General features: G+C 68.6%; 14 protein-coding genes, 1 tRNA gene and 6 pseudogenes. 13 read left to right on the forward strand and 8 right to left on the reverse strand.

Translation table 11 applies throughout. The annotated features are described in order from the left end of the window. Positions 1 to 4 precede the first annotated feature (4 nt). From QQK48_RS09825 to QQK48_RS09830, 3 genes and pseudogenes are all read right to left on the reverse strand, one after another. Positions 5 to 184 (reverse strand): FUSC family protein, encoded by a 180-nt coding sequence (locus QQK48_RS09825; protein ID WP_284328338.1) that lies wholly within the window; start codon positions 182 to 184, stop codon positions 5 to 7. Between the two features lie 49 nt (positions 185 to 233). Beyond that, a pseudogene (locus tag QQK48_RS21710) lies at positions 234 to 377 on the reverse strand (hypothetical protein); the annotation flags it as partial. After that, a complete protein-coding gene (locus QQK48_RS09830; protein ID WP_284328339.1) occupies positions 313 to 1,080 on the reverse strand; it encodes a hypothetical protein in 768 nt (255 codons plus the stop codon). The pseudogene QQK48_RS21710 and the gene QQK48_RS09830, both read right to left, overlap by 65 nt. 159 nt (positions 1,081 to 1,239) lie before the next feature. On the opposite strand from QQK48_RS09830, the gene QQK48_RS09835 reads away from it, so the two are divergent. Beyond that, complete coding sequence (locus QQK48_RS09835; protein ID WP_284328341.1) at positions 1,240 to 2,349, forward strand: hypothetical protein; 1,110 nt, start codon at positions 1,240 to 1,242, stop codon at positions 2,347 to 2,349. 137 nt (positions 2,350 to 2,486) lie between these two features. On the opposite strand, the gene QQK48_RS09840 is transcribed toward QQK48_RS09835, so the two are convergent. The 5 genes from QQK48_RS09840 to tadA all read right to left on the reverse strand — a co-directional run bounded on the left by QQK48_RS09840 (position 2,487) and on the right by tadA (position 5,158). Continuing rightward, on the reverse strand, positions 2,487 to 3,005 hold the full coding sequence (locus tag QQK48_RS09840) for a GNAT family N-acetyltransferase (RefSeq protein WP_284328342.1): 519 nt from the start codon (positions 3,003 to 3,005) through the stop codon (positions 2,487 to 2,489). Positions 3,006 to 3,014: 9 nt separating this feature from the next. Next, positions 3,015 to 3,293: a type II toxin-antitoxin system TacA family antitoxin gene (locus tag QQK48_RS09845; RefSeq protein ID WP_284328343.1), complete on the reverse strand. Its 279-nt coding sequence runs from the start codon at positions 3,291 to 3,293 to the stop codon at positions 3,015 to 3,017. 195 nt (positions 3,294 to 3,488) lie between these two features. Further along, positions 3,489 to 3,579: transfer RNA gene (locus QQK48_RS09850), tRNA-Ser, on the reverse strand. A 33-nt stretch (positions 3,580 to 3,612) separates the two neighbouring features. Then, a complete protein-coding gene (locus QQK48_RS09855) occupies positions 3,613 to 4,059 on the reverse strand; it encodes an FUSC family protein (protein ID WP_284328344.1) in 447 nt (148 codons plus the stop codon). A 667-nt stretch (positions 4,060 to 4,726) separates the two neighbouring features. After that, complete coding sequence (gene tadA / locus QQK48_RS09860; RefSeq protein WP_348523575.1) at positions 4,727 to 5,158, reverse strand: tRNA adenosine(34) deaminase TadA; 432 nt, start codon at positions 5,156 to 5,158, stop codon at positions 4,727 to 4,729. A gap of 93 nt (positions 5,159 to 5,251) precedes the next feature. Between tadA and upp the strand changes: the two are divergent. From upp to QQK48_RS09915, 12 genes and pseudogenes are all read left to right on the forward strand, one after another. After that, positions 5,252 to 5,888: pseudogene (gene upp, locus QQK48_RS09865) on the forward strand (uracil phosphoribosyltransferase). Between the two features lie 61 nt (positions 5,889 to 5,949). Continuing rightward, positions 5,950 to 6,963: pseudogene (locus QQK48_RS09870) on the forward strand (LacI family DNA-binding transcriptional regulator). A 227-nt stretch (positions 6,964 to 7,190) separates the two neighbouring features. Next, positions 7,191 to 8,840: pseudogene (locus QQK48_RS09875) on the forward strand (glycoside hydrolase family 13 protein). A gap of 30 nt (positions 8,841 to 8,870) precedes the next feature. Continuing rightward, on the forward strand, positions 8,871 to 9,218 hold the full coding sequence (locus QQK48_RS09880; protein WP_284328346.1) for a hypothetical protein: 348 nt from the start codon (positions 8,871 to 8,873) through the stop codon (positions 9,216 to 9,218). A gap of 26 nt (positions 9,219 to 9,244) precedes the next feature. Next, positions 9,245 to 9,634, forward strand: coding sequence for an extracellular solute-binding protein (locus tag QQK48_RS09885; protein ID WP_284328347.1), 390 nt, complete (start codon positions 9,245 to 9,247; stop codon positions 9,632 to 9,634). Next, complete coding sequence (locus QQK48_RS09890) at positions 9,546 to 10,142, forward strand: type 2 periplasmic-binding domain-containing protein (protein ID WP_284328348.1); 597 nt, start codon at positions 9,546 to 9,548, stop codon at positions 10,140 to 10,142. The genes QQK48_RS09885 and QQK48_RS09890 overlap by 89 nt, the downstream gene beginning before the upstream one ends. After that, positions 10,096 to 10,278, forward strand: coding sequence for a hypothetical protein (locus QQK48_RS09895; RefSeq protein ID WP_284328349.1), 183 nt, complete (start codon positions 10,096 to 10,098; stop codon positions 10,276 to 10,278). Before QQK48_RS09890 ends, QQK48_RS09895 begins: the two co-directional genes overlap by 47 nt. A 64-nt stretch (positions 10,279 to 10,342) precedes the next feature. After that, a pseudogene (locus QQK48_RS09900) lies at positions 10,343 to 11,277 on the forward strand (carbohydrate ABC transporter permease). After that, positions 11,274 to 12,279: pseudogene (locus QQK48_RS09905) on the forward strand (carbohydrate ABC transporter permease). The pseudogenes QQK48_RS09900 and QQK48_RS09905 overlap by 4 nt, the downstream one beginning before the upstream one ends. Before the next feature lie 218 nt (positions 12,280 to 12,497). After that, a complete protein-coding gene (locus QQK48_RS19845; RefSeq protein WP_348523576.1) occupies positions 12,498 to 12,680 on the forward strand; it encodes a hypothetical protein in 183 nt (60 codons plus the stop codon). Positions 12,681 to 12,766: 86 nt separating this feature from the next. Continuing rightward, positions 12,767 to 13,780 carry a Bcr/CflA family efflux MFS transporter gene (locus QQK48_RS09910; protein ID WP_348523577.1) on the forward strand — a complete coding sequence of 338 codons (1,014 nt, stop codon included), beginning with the start codon at positions 12,767 to 12,769 and terminating at the stop codon, positions 13,778 to 13,780. A gap of 31 nt (positions 13,781 to 13,811) precedes the next feature. Further along, positions 13,812 to 14,498, forward strand: a complete 687-nt coding sequence (locus tag QQK48_RS09915) for a type 1 glutamine amidotransferase family protein (protein ID WP_284328350.1) — start codon at positions 13,812 to 13,814, stop codon at positions 14,496 to 14,498. The last annotated feature ends 197 nt before the right edge of the window (positions 14,499 to 14,695 follow it).

The raw sequence follows: 14,695 nt of genomic DNA on the forward strand, positions 1-14,695 counted from the left end.
CGGTCTACGAGGAAGGACGCCTGGTGTGCAGAAGTCCGGTAAGGCCTGCGATGCTCGCGCCCACCACGGTGTCGATGACGCGTTCCGCGACCGTGGTCAGTGAGTCGGCCGTGCCGGTCGCCGCCGAGGTGAGGATGAGGACGAGCGGCGTGATGAGGGTCAGTGCCAACGCGTAGTGGCGCACGACGATGAGCCTCGACCGTGAACTGGAGTGCGCCGAGGACCAGTGCGACGGCGGCGGCGGGAAGCGGAATCCAGGCGATGCCCAGGTAGATGAAGGCACCGGCGATGGTGCCGACGATGCGGTGGAGGCTACGCGACGCGGCGACGCCACGGCCGGGCCGCGCGCCGATGACCGCGATGCCCGCGCCCACCACCCAGTAGGCACGGGTGGGGTCGACCGCGAGCATGGCGACCGCGGTGCCCGCAAGCGACACGATCGCGATGCGCGCCAGCATCTCGCGGGCGGTGCGGTCGAGGCTCGGGCCGGGGAGGATCTCGCCGAGCGGGCGGGCTCCGCCGCGGTTCGCTCGCCTCAGCAGCGGTGTGAGGGCCACCAGGTAAGCAAACGTGCACCCGCACGCCATGGCCGCCACCATGGTCGCGGGGCTCACGTGCGCGACGCCGTCGACCGGTGCCGTCACGTGCGCCGCGAGCCCGTAGACGAGGGTGACGAAGAGTGATCCGGGTGGGCCCACACGAAAGGCCAGGTAGGCGGCGGCGGTCACGATGCTGACGACCGCGAGGCCGATGCCCGTGGCCACCGGCGAGCCTTGACAGCGAGGAGCCGAGAGCCGCGGCAAGCACCAGTGCCAGCCCGAACATCGGCAGCACCTTGGCGCGTTCTGCGACCGGCAGCATTCCCACGTGGAGCACCGTGAAGGCGCCCGATGATGCGAGGAGGCCGAGGCTTTCGTTACCGGTCAGGACGCCCACGAGCACCGGGGTTGAGATGGCGATGCCCGCCTGGAGCGCGAGTGGCCAGCGCTTGCCCGGCGGCGGCTGGACCGTGCGGAGCGAACCGACGGCGCGGCGTGCGCCTCCCGACCAGCCTGCGACGGGCTGACGGCGAGCACTCACGGGGCCTCCGGGGATGGGGTGAATTCTCCCAATCTACGCCGCCGCGAGGATTGCGGGGGCCGAGCGGAAGCCGCGGGTACATTTGTGGCGATCTGTCCGTATTGTGATGCGGGGCGAGACGTGTCGGGGCATGGCCCGTGACGCGAGGGGAGGGTTGAATTGCGGCTGTACAAGGACGGCTCCGCTCTGGATCTTGTGCTTCGGGGCTTCCATGGGATCGCGCTTGCGGCGCGGACCGCCGGATCGGGGGCCTGGGCTCTTTCGGCGAGCGAGGATGAGGCGCTCGAGTATCAGCGGGCCCACGTCGCCCGACGTCTTGATCCTTTACGGGTGCGAGGAGCGCAGAGTGCGTTGGAGGACGGCGCCCGCGGCGCGAGCGTGTTGACGGTCCTGGGTCTGGGAGATCGCTACGGATTTCGTGCTCGGGACGTGCTCCGTGGCGTGCTGCCCCGAGGGGGCGCGAGCATGGCGGGCCGGATGGACGGGGGTCACGTGGACGCCGGCGCTGCCCTTCAGGGGCGCAGGAGCCACGCGACCGGTCTGTTCTCCCAAGGCTCTGCACTCGACCTCGCCGCACGCGGGTTTGGCCGGTCCGGGATCCGCCTGTGCGTGGGAGTCGACATCGGCGAGAACGGCGCGTTGTCGCGCGGCGCCCTGAGGGGCATCGACCTCATGAAGTACAAGGCTCTCCACGTGTCGCGACGGGTCGCTCCACGCATGTACTCGTTCGCGCTGGAGGAGTTCGCGCGGGGGCGGTGGGAGCGCGGCGACCTGTTGGAGGCGTTGGGCCTCAACCCGCATCTGACGGAGAACGGATGTAGGTTCGATGTGCTGTTCGGGGAACTCGGCTTGCGGGGAGACCTTGCGCGCGCCGTGCGTGCGCGGCGAGATCTGGCGGCCGCCTGCCAGGAGCGTGACGTTTCTCAGGACGGACCAGCGCGTCGGGACGCTGACAAGAGGAGGCTACTGAACGTGATCACCACTATTCTCGCGGCCTGTGCCTTGGGCCTGGCGGGGTTGGCGCTCTCGCTCGTCGAGGGCACCGACAGGCGGGGATCGCGCTCGCGCGCCGCGCCTGTGGTGGCGGCGCGTGTGGCACAGAGTGCACTGCCACTCGCCTTGCTCGCCGCCGCTATCTGGGGCGACCACCAGGACTTTGCCTTCGCACTCGCGGTGGGATGGGTCGTTGGCGCGCTGATCGGGACCCTCTGGGCCGTAGTGAGATCGGGTAGCGAGTTGCCTGCGACCGGTGCAGCCGGGGCCGAGTAGCGTTCCTGGCCGTCACGAGGCGTTCGAGTTTGAGTCGTCGCGCGCGCAGAGGCGCGTAGGGCCGCCGCCAACCGACGAATGTGTCAGTGTCAGCGGCGCTGGGTGAAGCGACGAGCGCCGTGCTTCGTGGTGTCCGGTCAGGCGCCCGTGAGATGCCTCTTGATGTCCTTCATCAGGAGAGTCAGGGTCATGGGTTCGCTGGGCATCTCGCGGAACCCCGGGATCATGCTCCGGTAAAACGCCTTGGCGCCGGCGTCTTTGCAGTGGACGACGACGGCTCGGGCGCCGACTTGGTCGGAGGCCGCGAGGGCCCTGTGAAGTGCGTCGAGCAGCAGTGCGCCGCCCAGGCCCCGTCCGCTGTGGCGTTCATCGACGGCGAGGCGTGCCAGGACGACGACTGGCACAGGGTGTGAGCCACCGCCTTGCTTGAGGCGAGCATCTGCGTCCGAAGCTCGCACGCTCCCGACGGCGATGGCGTAATACGCGACGACGGTGTCGCTATTGATGGGTGTGGTGACGGCGACGCGGGTGTGGCGCCCGTTGTGGGATCCAAGGGCGTGCGTCTTGAGCCACGTCGTGAGTTCGCCGCTGGAACAACGGAAACTCTCGACGTCGTGGTTCGGGGTGATGTGGACAGGGGTGGTGTAGTCGCTCAAGAGCGGGGGTCACCGGTCTGAGAACGGCGACGGACGCTCGAGCAGGGCGTCGAGGCCGGGGATCTTCTGCGCGGGTGCGTCAAGGCTCGCCATGAACTCGGCATAGTCCTCGTCCGACAGCGTGAAGGTCCAGCGCTCGGCGAGTACCTCCTCGGCCGCCTCCTTGGCGTGCTGGAGCACGAAGGTTGATAGGTCCTGACCAGAGGCTTCCGCGGCGCGACGGATGAACTCCTTGTCGGCGCTGGAAACGCGCACCTGGATCTGGGTGTCTCGGGAAATGGTGGCCATCGTCTCCTCCAAGAGGCGGAGTTCAAGCGTACGTCCGCCGTCATGACAACGTCAATACATCACTCCGTGACGCTCATGACGCGGCACACTCCGTGGGCGAGTTCTGCCGCTGGTCAGGCGCTGTGCGGCCTTCGCTCAACAATGGAAAAAGGGCCCGTTCCCCTGGATCTACCAGGAGGAACAGGCCCTCTTCAGTGGCGGTGACGGTGGGATTTGAACCCACGGTACGGGGTTACCGTACACAGCATTTCGAGTGCTGCACCTTCGGCCGCTCGGACACGTCACCGCGGAAAAGATTACAGGTTGGTGGCCGCAGAACCTAATCGGCCTCGTGCGGGGGAGCGTGCCGGTGCGAGGGGTCCGCAGGCGCGGGCGGGTGGAGGAGCGCGGTGGCCACCGCGATGCCCGCGCCCACCAGCGTGTCGGTGATCCGCTCACCCGTGATCGCCGTCTGCCCGAAGGTGCCCGAGGCGACGGTCACGATGACGAGCGCCATAGGTGTCACCGCCGCCACCGCGATCGCGTAGTGCCTCGTAATGGTGAACTCGGTGATGAACTGCAGTGCACCGAGGGTGAGGGCAAGCACCACCTCGGGCATGCCCGCGTGCGCGATCGCCAGGTAGATCCCCACACCCGCCACGGTGCCGACGGCGCGGTGAAGGCCGCGCGTCACCGCGGGACCTCGACCGGGCACCACGCCGATGACCACCACGCCGGCGGCAACCGCCCAGTACGCACGGTCCGCGTCGAAGAACACCAGGCTCACCGTGGTGGCAAGGATGGCAACCAGCGCAGTCCTCGCGACGAGGCTCCTTGGCGCCGTGATCCCATACCGGTCGCGCCAGCAGCACCTTGAGGGGGCGCGGAGTGATCTGCCAATGCTTGCGGCGGATGAGCGGCGCGATGGAGGCCACCACCGCCCAGGTACACCCCGCTGCGACGGTCGCAACGACAGCGACCGGGCTCATCCCGCCGTTCACTGCATGGCCGGACAGTCCGTAGATGAGGATGGGAAACAGCGGGCCTGGCGGGCCGAGCCGAAGGCCGTGGACCGCGACGCCCAGCACGCTGGTGACGACCATGAGGCCGATGGCCGTGAGCACGGGAGACGGGGCGAGGGTGGCACCCACGATGCTCGTGGCAACCATGACCAATCCCGCGAGGGGACGCAGCCGCAGCCGCTCGAGGCGTGGCAGGGCCGCGAAGTAGGGCACGGTGAACGCGCCGGTTCCGGCGATGAGGCCAAGGTCGATGCGGCCGAAAGCGATGCCGACCAGCACCGGCACCGTGAGCACGATGGCGGCCTGCAGGGCGATGGGCCAGCGCGGCTGCCCCTTGGGAGCGACCGTGCCGAGGCTCACCACGGCACGCTTCACGCCGCCCAGCCACGCTTCGCGATTCCACGCGTCGCGGCGGCGGAGTTCCTCCGCCATCTAGCGCCTCGCCTCGAAGAACTCCGTCAGCACGGCGGCGCAGGCGTCCGCTCGCACGCCGGCGATGACCTCAACCTTGGAGCCGATGCGGGCATCGCGCACCACGTCCCACTGCGAACCGGTCGCGCCCGCCTTCTCGTCCCAGGCGCCGATCACGAGGCGCGGGATGCGCGCCGCGAGTAGCGCGCCGGCACACATGACGCACGGCTCCAGCGTGACCACGAGCGTGCAGTCGTCGAGCCGCCACCTTCCCAGGGCCGATGCCGCGGCACGCAGCGCGAGCACCTCGGCGTGGGCGGTGGGGTCGCCGTCGGCCTCGCGGCGGTTGCGTCCCGAGCCGACGATGCGGCCATCGGGACCGACCACGACGGCTCCCACGGGGACGTCATGGTGTGCGGCCGCCTCGCGCGCGAGCGCGAGCGCGTCATCCATCGCCTGGTCCCACATGCCCACCCCACAAGGCTACCGGCGGCCGGAGGTCCCCTCCCGGGACGGGCGCAAGCCCGTAGAGTTGAGGCATGGAGCCTGCACGTCGCCGATCACCCGCTCATCCGCCACAAGGTCACCGTCCTGCGTAACAAGGAGACCCCGTCGCCGACGTTCCGTCGGCTCGTCGACGAGCTCGTCACCCTGCTCGCCTACGAGGCGACGCGTGAGGTGCGGGTCGAGCCTCACGTGGTCGAGACGCCGCTGACGTCCGCCACCGGCACCCGTATTGCCGACCCGGCCCCGATCATCGTCCCGATTCTGCGCGCCGGACTCGGCATGCTCGATGGCATGACGCGCCTCATTCCGAGCGCAGAGGTCGGCTTCCTCGGTCTCAAGCGCGACGAGGAGACGCTCGAGGCCGTCACCTACGCGAACCGTCTTCCCGAGGACCTCACCGGCCGCCAGGTCTTCCTCATCGACCCGATGCTCGCCACCGGCGGGTCGCTCATCATGGCTATCGACTACGTGCTCCAGCGCGGCGCCACCGACGTCACGTGTGTGTGCCTGCTGGCTGCGCCCGAAGGCATCGAGAACGTCCAGAACGCGGTGGGGGAGCGCGCCGACGTCAAGGTGGTCGTAGCCCAGGTCGACGAGAAGCCTCAACGAGCAGGGCTACATCGTTCCCGGCCTCGGCGACGCCGGAGACCGTCTGTACGGTGTGATCGGCGACTAGCACTTTCGTCGGCTGTCGCAAGGCTTGCAGAATCCTGCAAGTTCTTGCATAGTCTTGTCGCATGTCGAAGCGTCTGGCCGAGGTGGCCCGCAAGGTCGGTGTGTCCGAGGCGACCGTGTCGCGCGTCCTCAACGAAAAGCCGGGTGTCTCCGACTCCACCCGTGAGGCGGTGCTGACCGCGCTCGACGTGCTTGGCTACGAACGCCCCACCAGCCTGCGCGGCGAACGCGCGCGGCTCGTGGGCCTGGTGCTGCCCGAGCCTGCAGAACCCCATCTTCCCTGCGCTCGCCGAGATCATCGGGGGCACGCTCGCGCAGAATGGCTACACGCCGCTGCTGTGCACCCAGAACGCCGGCGGTATCACGGAGTCCGACTATGTGGACCTGCTGCTCGCTCAGCAGGTCAGCGGCGTCATCTTCCTCGGCGGTCACTACACGGAGGCCGATGCTCCTCACGGCCACTATGAGCGCCTGCGACGGGTGAAGCCTGCCCACCGTCCTGGTGAGCGCGCCGGTCGATTCCGTGGGCTTCGCGACCGTCTCCACCGACGACGGATCGGCCGCTGAACAGGCCATTCAGCACCTCCATCAGTTGGGGCACCGTAAGATCGGCCTGCTCCTGGGGCCCGCTGGACACCAGCCCTCCGTGCGCAAACTGGCCTCGGCGCAGCGCGTCTTCGCGCGGCTCGGCCTCGACCTTGATCCCGCGTTGGTGGTCAACGGCCTGTACTCGATCGAGTCGGGCCAGGCGGGGGCAACGCGATTGCTGCAGGCGGGCGCCACAGGCATCGTGTGCGCGTCCGACCCGCTGGCGCTGGGAGCCATTCGTGCGGCCAAGCGAGCGGGCCTCGTGGTCCCCGCCGACGTCTCGGTGGTGGGCTTCGACGACTCCGCGCTCATGAGCCTTCACGGAGCCCCCGCTCACCACCGTGCGTCAGCCCATCGATGCGATGGGGCGCGCGGTGATCGACATGCTGCTGGGCCAGATCGCGGGCACCATGGGCGCGGGTGACGAGCTGCTGTTCGAACCCGAACTGGTGCTGAGGGCCTCCACGGGCCCCGTCGCCGCGCGCTGAGCGCGACCCTCTCCTTCCGCTAGCCCTGGAACTCCCTTGCGGAGTCCCGGGGCTGTGTCGCGCCCGCCGACGTCCGTGATGAAATCGTGATCTTCCTATGTAGTGTCAAATTCTTGCGTAAGACAATGAAGAAAGTTACTGTCGCTCGTATTCAATCGTGACAACGAAGGAGCGACGTGGACAGCGACGTCCTGATCTCAACGACGCAGGGGAGTACCCCGACGGTCGTGGCGATCGACCCCGTGCTCGACGGTGACTGGTGGCGTACCGCCGTCATCTACCAGGTGTACGTGCGGTCGTTCGCGGACGGCTCCGGCGACGGCACCGGCGACCTGGCCGGAGTGCGATCCCGGCTGCCGTACCTCGCGCAGGCGGGGGTCGATGCGCTCTGGTTCAACCCGTGGTACCCCAGCCCGCTCGCCGACGGCGGCTACGACGTGGAGGACTACCGCGCCATCCACCCCATGTTCGGCTCGCTTGCCGAGGCGGAGGCGCTCATCGGTGAGGCCCGCGCCCTCGGGATCAGGACCATCATCGACGTGGTTCCCAACCACATCAGCCACCAGCACCCCTGGTTCCAGGAGGCGTTGGCCGCCGGCCCCGGCAGCCCCGAGCGTGAGCGCTTCTGGTTCCACGACGGCAGGGGCGCCCACGGCGAGACGATGCCCACCGACTGGGTCTCGAGCTTCCAAGGCCCCACCTGGACCCGGGTCACCGAACCCGACGGCACCCCCGGCCAGTGGTACCTCCACCTGTTCACCCCCGAACAGCCCGACCTCAACTGGAACCACCCCGACGTGCGCTCCGAGCACGAGGACGTCTTGCGTTTCTGGTTCGACCGCGGCGTCGCGGGCGTCCGCATCGACTCGGCCGCGCTCCCCATCAAGGACCCCACCCTCCCGCAGGCTCCCGCTCGATCCAGGCCCGGGCGAACACCCGCACGTGGACCGCGACGAGATCCACGACATCTACCGCTCGTGGCGGGCCGTCGCGGACTCGTACGAGGAGCCGCGCGTCCTGGTGGGTGAGGTCTGGCTCGAGGACTCCGCGCGCTTCGCGCGCTACCTCCGGCCCGATGAGATGCACACCGCCTTCAACTTCGCGCTCATGACCCAGCCATGGAACGCCGCGGCCATGAAGGCCTCCATCACCCGCACGCTCGCCGAACACGCGCCGGTCGGAGCACCCGCCACCTGGGTGCTGTCCAACCACGACATCACGCGCCCGGTGACCAGGTACGGCCGCGAGGACACCGGCTTCGCCTTTGAGCGCAAGCGCTTCGGCACCCCCACCGACCTCGACCTCGGCACGCGCCGTGCCCGCGCAGCCGCGCTGCTCACCGCGGCGCTGCCCGGCTCGCTCTACGTCTACCAGGGAGATGAGCTCGGGCTGCCGGAGGTCGAGCTTCCCTCGACGCGATCGAGGACCCGATGCACTTCCGTTCGGGTGGAGTTGACCCCGGGCGTGATGGCTGTCGCGTGCCGCTGCCGTGGACTAAGGACGGCGCGTCCCACGGCTTCGGCGACGGGGACGCGCTGCCATGGCTGCCCCAACCCCATGGGTGGGGCGACCTCGCGGTGAGCGAGCAGGCCGACCGGCCGGACTCCATGCTCACGCTGTACCGCGCCGCCCTGGCGCGGCGCCGCACCGACCCCGACCTGCGCATCGGCCGCCTGCAGTGGGTCGAGGCGGGCGAGCACGTCATCGCCTTCAGGCGAGGCGACCGGCTCTTGTCCCTGACCAACCTCGGCAGCGAGCCCATGGCGCTGCCCGACCACCACGGCATCGTCCTCTCCAGCACCCCGCTGGTGCACGGGGCGTTGCCATCCGATTGCACCGTCTGGCTCGACGTTGAGCCCGGCGCCCACAGCGCCTGAGGGCGCACACCAACCCCAAGGAGAATGACAATGATGTCGATCGGCCGCAGGACCGCCGCGGTGGGTGCCACACTCGCCGCGAGCGCCATGCTCGTCACCGCCTGCTCTTCGGACGGCGACCCAGACGCCACGCCCACCTCGGGAGGCTCCGCTGAAGCCGCCTCGGGCACCATCGAACTGCGCGTGGCGACCTTCCCACCCGGCGCGGACGAGGCGGCCTACGAGGCCTTCGCCACGCAGGAGGCGCAATTCGAGGAGGCGAACCCGGACATCGACGTCATTGGCGTCGAATACGAATGGACTGGCCCCACCTTCGCCGTGCAGGCTCGCGGGAGGAAGCCTCCCCGACGTCTTCACCGTCCCCTTCACCGACTCTAAGACGCTGCTGGAGAACGGCCAGGCTCATGGACGTGACCGCAGAGGTGGACGCGCTGGGCTACTCCGACAAGTTCAACCCGATCATCCTCGACGGCGTCACCGACGCCGAAGGCAACATCTTCGGCTTCCCGCGCCAGGCCTACGCCATGGGCCTTCACTACAACCGGGACCTGTTCGAAGAGGCCGGATTGGACCCCGACAACCCGCCCGCCACCTGGGATGAGGTCCGCGAGGCCGCCAAGGCCATCTCGGATAAGACCGGCAAGGCCGGCTACTCCCAGATGGCGATCAACAACACGGGTGGCTGGCAGGCTCACCGCACAGACCGTGTCGCGTGGCGGCCGCACCCAGGTCGACAACGGCGACGGCACCTACACGTCGAGCATCAGCAACGCCGGCACCAAGGCCACCCTTGAGTTCCTCCACGACGTCAAGTGGGAGGACAACGCGTTCGGCGCCAAGGTGGACCTCGACTGGGGCACCATCAACCAGGAGTTCGCCGCGGGCAACCTCGGCATGTTCACGTCCGGCTCCGACGTCTACACCGCTCTGGTGCGTGACTTCGGCATGGACCCCGACCAGTACGGACTGACCGTCATGCCCCTGGAGGGCGAGGACCCCGGCACGCTCGGCGGCGGCGACATCGCCGTGGTCAGCCCCACCGTCGACGAGACCACCAAGGCTGCCGCCGTGAAGTGGATCGACTGGTACTACATGCAGAAGGCTCATGAACGAGGACGCCGCCAAGGCCGATGCGCAGGCGCTCGCGGACTCCGGGCAGGCCGTGGGCACCCCCGTCCTTCCGGTCCTGTCCCGCGATCTCTACGACGAGTCGCAGCAGTGGATCGCCGAGTTCGTCAACGTGCCCCAGGACCAGATGACCCCGTTCACCGAGAACATCTGGGACCAGACCCCCGCGGGTGAGCCCAAGGGCAAGACCCAGGAGATCTACGCGCTGCTCGACCCCGTGGTGCAGGCGGTCCTGACCGACGAGTCGGCGGACATCGACGCCCTCCTGACCCAGGCCGACCAGGACGCCCAGGCACTGCTCGACCAGTAACGCCGCACGGACGGCCGGGGCGCACCCTCGCCCCGGCCGTCCGAGCCTCACCTCAAGGAGTGGCATGACCACCACGCAGGCACCCGCCGCGACGGCGCGACGGCGCCGCACCCCGCGCACCTGGGTCAAGGGCGGAGGGCTGACGGCCCTCGCCTTCGCGCTGCCGATGATCCTCATCTTCACCGTGTTCAGCCTGGGGGCCCATCGTGCGGTCCGTCGTCATGAGCCTTCCAGAAGACCAACCTTCTCCAGCCCGCGGAGTTCGTGGGCTTCGACAACTTCATCGCCGTCCTGAACGACCCCCTGCTCGGCACCGCGGTACTCAACACGATCTACTTCGCGGTGCTCGCGCTCGTCATGGGCTTCCCGATCCCGATCCTCATGGCCGTCCTCATGAGCGAGGTGCGGCGCGGCAAGGGGATCTACTCCGCCCTCGCCTACCTGCCCGTGGTGGTGCCGCCCGTCGTCGCGGTGCTGCTGTGGAAGGTGTTCTACGACGCCTCGCCCAACGGTGTGTTCAACACCGTGCTGGGGTGGGTGGGCATCGGCCCTCAGCCGTGGCTCCAGAGCCAGGCCCAGGCCATGCCGTCACTCGTCATCGAGGCCACCTGGGCCGCCGCGGGCGGCTCGATCATCATCTATCTCGCGGCGCTCCTCGCCGTCCCCCGGAGCTCTACGACGCGGCGGAGGTCGACGGCGCCAGCATCTGGCGCAAGGCCTGGCACGTGACGCTGCCGCAGGCGCGGAGTGATCTTCGTGATGCTGATCCTGCAGATTCTCGCCACCGCGCAGATCTTCCTTGAGCCCTTCCTCTTCACCGGCGGTGGACCCGTCAACTCCACCACCACGGTGCTGCTGCTCATCTACCGCTATGCCTTCCAGAACTCGCTCGGCGGCAACTACGGCATGGCCACGGCGCTGTCCGTGATGCTCGCCATCTTCCTTGCGCTGCTGTCCTGGATCTACTTCCGCCTCACCGCCCGTTGGAGCACCTCATGACCACCGAAACGACTACCCCTGCGGCGCAGCGCGCCGCCACGGCGGCACTCGCAGGAGGCGTCGACACGCGGCGCTCGCGGCCACTGCGGTGGCGCAAGCGTCGCGGCCCGATGATCGAGGACTCGCGCGGCATCGTGTCCGATGCGGACCTCCGCCAGCCGCGCGTGCGTCGCGGGATGCGAGTGGTGCACGTGTTCCTGTCCGTGACGCTGGTGCTCGCGGGGCTCGGACCCCTGCTCTGGCTCGCCAAGGCGGCCGTGACCCCCACCCAGGACACGCTGCGGGAGCCGTTCGCGCTGTGGCCGAACGGCATCGACTGGGCGAACCTCTCGACCGCGTGGAATGACATCCACATCGACCAGTACTTCTTCAACACGGTCGTCATCGCGTTGGGCGCGTGGGTGTTCCAGATGCTGGTGGCCACCACCGGTGCCTACACGCTGTCCATCCTCAAGCCTCGCTACCACCGCGTGCTGGGTTCGCTGGTGCTCGCGACCCTGTTCATCCCGTCGGTCGTGCTGCTGGTGCCGCTCTACCTCACCGTGGTGAGCCCACCGTTCCTGGGGCGCGACTACTCGCTCTTGAACAACTATCTTGCGGTGTGGCTGCCGATGGCGGCGAACGCCTTCAACATCCTGTTGGTCAAGCGATTCTTCGACAATCTGCCGCGCGAGGTGATCGAGGCCGCGCAGACCGATGGCGCGGGCCCCTTCCGCTTGTTCTGGTCGATCGTGTTGCCGATGTCGAAGCCGATCCTCGGCGTGGTGTCCGTCTTCGCGGTCATCGCGGCGTGGAGGGACTTCCTCTGGCCGCTCCTGGTCCTGCCCGATCCGGCGGTCCAGCCGTTGTCTGTCCGCCTGCCGGCCGTGCAGTCCCAGACGGAGGCTCGATGTGTTCTTGGCGGCGCTCGCGATCGCGACCATCATCCCCGTGGTCATGTTCCTGGCGTTCCAGCGGGTGTTCCTGCGCTCGGCGGGCCTGGGAGGTGCCGTCAAGGGGTGACGAGGCTGCCGTCCCATGGCGCGGGTCCCGCCCATGGTGCGGCTCCCGTCCCAACGGGAGGCAAAGCCCAGCCCAGGGTGTTTTTTACCGGCTGGTAGGGAATAGACTGCTGGTGTCGGAGTTGCATACGAGTGGCGCCCAATCCGGAGCCTGCCTTCGCAGACTGCCCCGACGCCGCCACCGCAGAAACCCTCCTAGCCTGGAAAGTACCTCCCGCTGTGTCTTCCGACATCCACGCCAGCAACGCTGTCCCTCCCACGATTCCCGTCGACGCCACCGTCGCGCAGAGCCTCGGCCAGACGCTCACGCGCCGCGAGAAGCCTGAAGTACATCCTCATCCTCGGTGCCCTGGTGGCGCTCGGCCCGTTCACGGTGGACCTGTACCTGCCCGCCTTCCCTGAGGTCGCGGCCGAGCTCCAGGCGAACGACTCGGCGATCCAGTTGACCCTGACGGCGACGATGGTGGGATTCGCGCTCGGTCAGGCTCGTGGTGGGCCCCCTGTCCGACGCACTCGGCCGTCGCAAGCCTCTGCTGATCGCCACGGCGATCCACATCGGCGCGTCCATCGCCGTCGCGTTCGCCCCCACGGTCGAACTCGTGATGGCCGGTCGCGTGCTGCAGGGCATCGGCGCCGCGGGTGCCGGAGTGGTGGCCATGGCCATGGTGCGTGACCTGTTCGCCGGCCAGCGTCTCATCCGCATGCTCGCGCATATGGCGCTGGTGAGCGGACTCGCGCCCGTTGTCGCTCCCGTGATCGGCTCGCGGCTCCTTGCCATCATGCCGTGGCGAGGCATCTTCTACGTGCTCGCCGCCTACGGACTCGCGATGATCATCGTCGCCGCGTTCCTGATGGTGGAGACGATGCCCGCGCAGAAGCGCGGAAAGTTCGAGGCCGCCACTGTGGCGCGCCGCTACGGTCACCTGTTCCGCGACCGCGCCTTCGTGGGCATCGCGCTCGTCGGTGCGATGTCCTTCACCGCGCTGTTCTCCTACCTCTCCGCGTCGTCGTTCGTCCTCCAGGACATCTTCGGCCTGAGCGCGCAGCAGTACGGACTCGTGTTCGCCATGAACTCCATCGGCCTCGTGCTGTGCAACCAGACCTCGGCACGCCTCATGCGGGTGCTGCCTCCCCGCACGGTCACTACCGCTGGACTGGCGGTGCAGACGCTTGGCGCGTTCGCACTGCTCGCCTCCGGAATGGCCGATGCCGGCATCGGCTGGGTCCTCGTATCCCTGTTCTTCGTGGTGGCACCGCTCGGCCTCATCATGCCGACGGTGCAGGTGACGGCTCTCGCCGGTCACCCCGAGGAGGCGGGCACTGCCGCGTCGCTCATCGGTGCCCTCAACATGGGCGTCGCCGGTTTGGCCACGCCGTTGATCGGCTTGGGCGGCATCTCGGTGACGTCGATGGCGGTCGTGGCCGTGGGTGCGATGCTCCTCGCGCAGGCGGCCTTCTGGCTGATCGTGTTCCCCCGCGCGTCGACCGAGGTCGTCAAGTAATTCGCTGCCGCCTGCCCCTAGGGTGGGCGGCATGACGAGCATCGGCATCCTGGTCTACGACGGCTTCGACCTCATCGACGCCGGCGGACCCTACGAGGTCTTCCTGACGGCCGCACGCCTCCAGCGGCGTGCCGGCGAGGCGCCGGGCTTCGACGTCACGATGGTGAGCCCCGGCGGGGCCGACGTGGTGGCATTCGGCGGCATGACGCTCACCTCGCTTGTGTCCCCCGAGGATGCGGGCCCGTTTGATGTGGTGGTGGTGCCGGGCACGGTCGACGTAGGCTGCCGCGACTGCCGACACCGGCCTTGCGTCTGCGGTGGAGGCGCTCGTCGAGGGAGCGGGCGTCACGACGGCGGTCTGCACCGGCTCGTTCCTGTTGGCGAGGGCGGGCGTGCTCGACGGCCTACCCGCCACGACGCATTGGGAGGACGTGGCGGACCTCGCCCGCGAGCGGGTGGCCGATGCGGTGGCAGGCGTGCGCTGGGTGGACACCGGGTCGGTGGTCACCAGCGGTGGCCTCACCTCAGGGATCCACATGGCGCTGCATGTGGTGGCGCGTGTGGCGGGCGAGGACCTCGCGCACGCGACCGCGCGTCGCCTCGACATGGACTGGAGCGCCACGCCCGAGCGGTGAGCGCTCGAGCCTACCGCGTAATAGTGACGGCGATGGTACCGATGAGGAAGTCGTCGCCCGCTGAGGTGACCTTCAACTGGTGAATTCCACTGGTCGCGATGGTTTGGTCTCGAACGGCTTCGCATCGGTCCCGAAAGTGTTGGCATATGCCGAACCGAACGCGTGTGAGTCGCCCGCATTCTCTGACGCACCTTGTCCGGACTGCCGCTTGGGCGTAAAGGCGTCTCCATCGAAACTGATGCGGTCGCCAGCGAGACTCCTGTCGGTCTCGAATGCGGTC

This window comes from Demequina litorisediminis, assembly GCF_030161615.1.
Classification (GTDB): domain Bacteria; phylum Actinomycetota; class Actinomycetes; order Actinomycetales; family Demequinaceae; genus Demequina; species Demequina litorisediminis.

Excerpts from the sequence above, each read along its gene's own strand:
- QQK48_RS09845 (WP_284328343.1), bottom strand. The coding sequence starts at position 3,293 with ATGGCCACCATTTCCCGAGACACCCAGATCCAGGTGCGCGTTTCCAGC.
- tadA (WP_348523575.1), bottom strand. The coding sequence starts at position 5,158 with ATGGATGACGCGCTCGCGCTCGCGCGCGAGGCGGCCGCACACCATGAC.
- QQK48_RS09880 (WP_284328346.1), top strand. The coding sequence starts at position 8,871 with ATGATGTCGATCGGCCGCAGGACCGCCGCGGTGGGTGCCACACTCGCC.
- QQK48_RS09885 (WP_284328347.1), top strand. The coding sequence starts at position 9,245 with ATGGACGTGACCGCAGAGGTGGACGCGCTGGGCTACTCCGACAAGTTC.
- QQK48_RS09895 (WP_284328349.1), top strand. The coding sequence starts at position 10,096 with ATGACCCCGTTCACCGAGAACATCTGGGACCAGACCCCCGCGGGTGAG.
- QQK48_RS09915 (WP_284328350.1), top strand. The coding sequence starts at position 13,812 with ATGACGAGCATCGGCATCCTGGTCTACGACGGCTTCGACCTCATCGAC.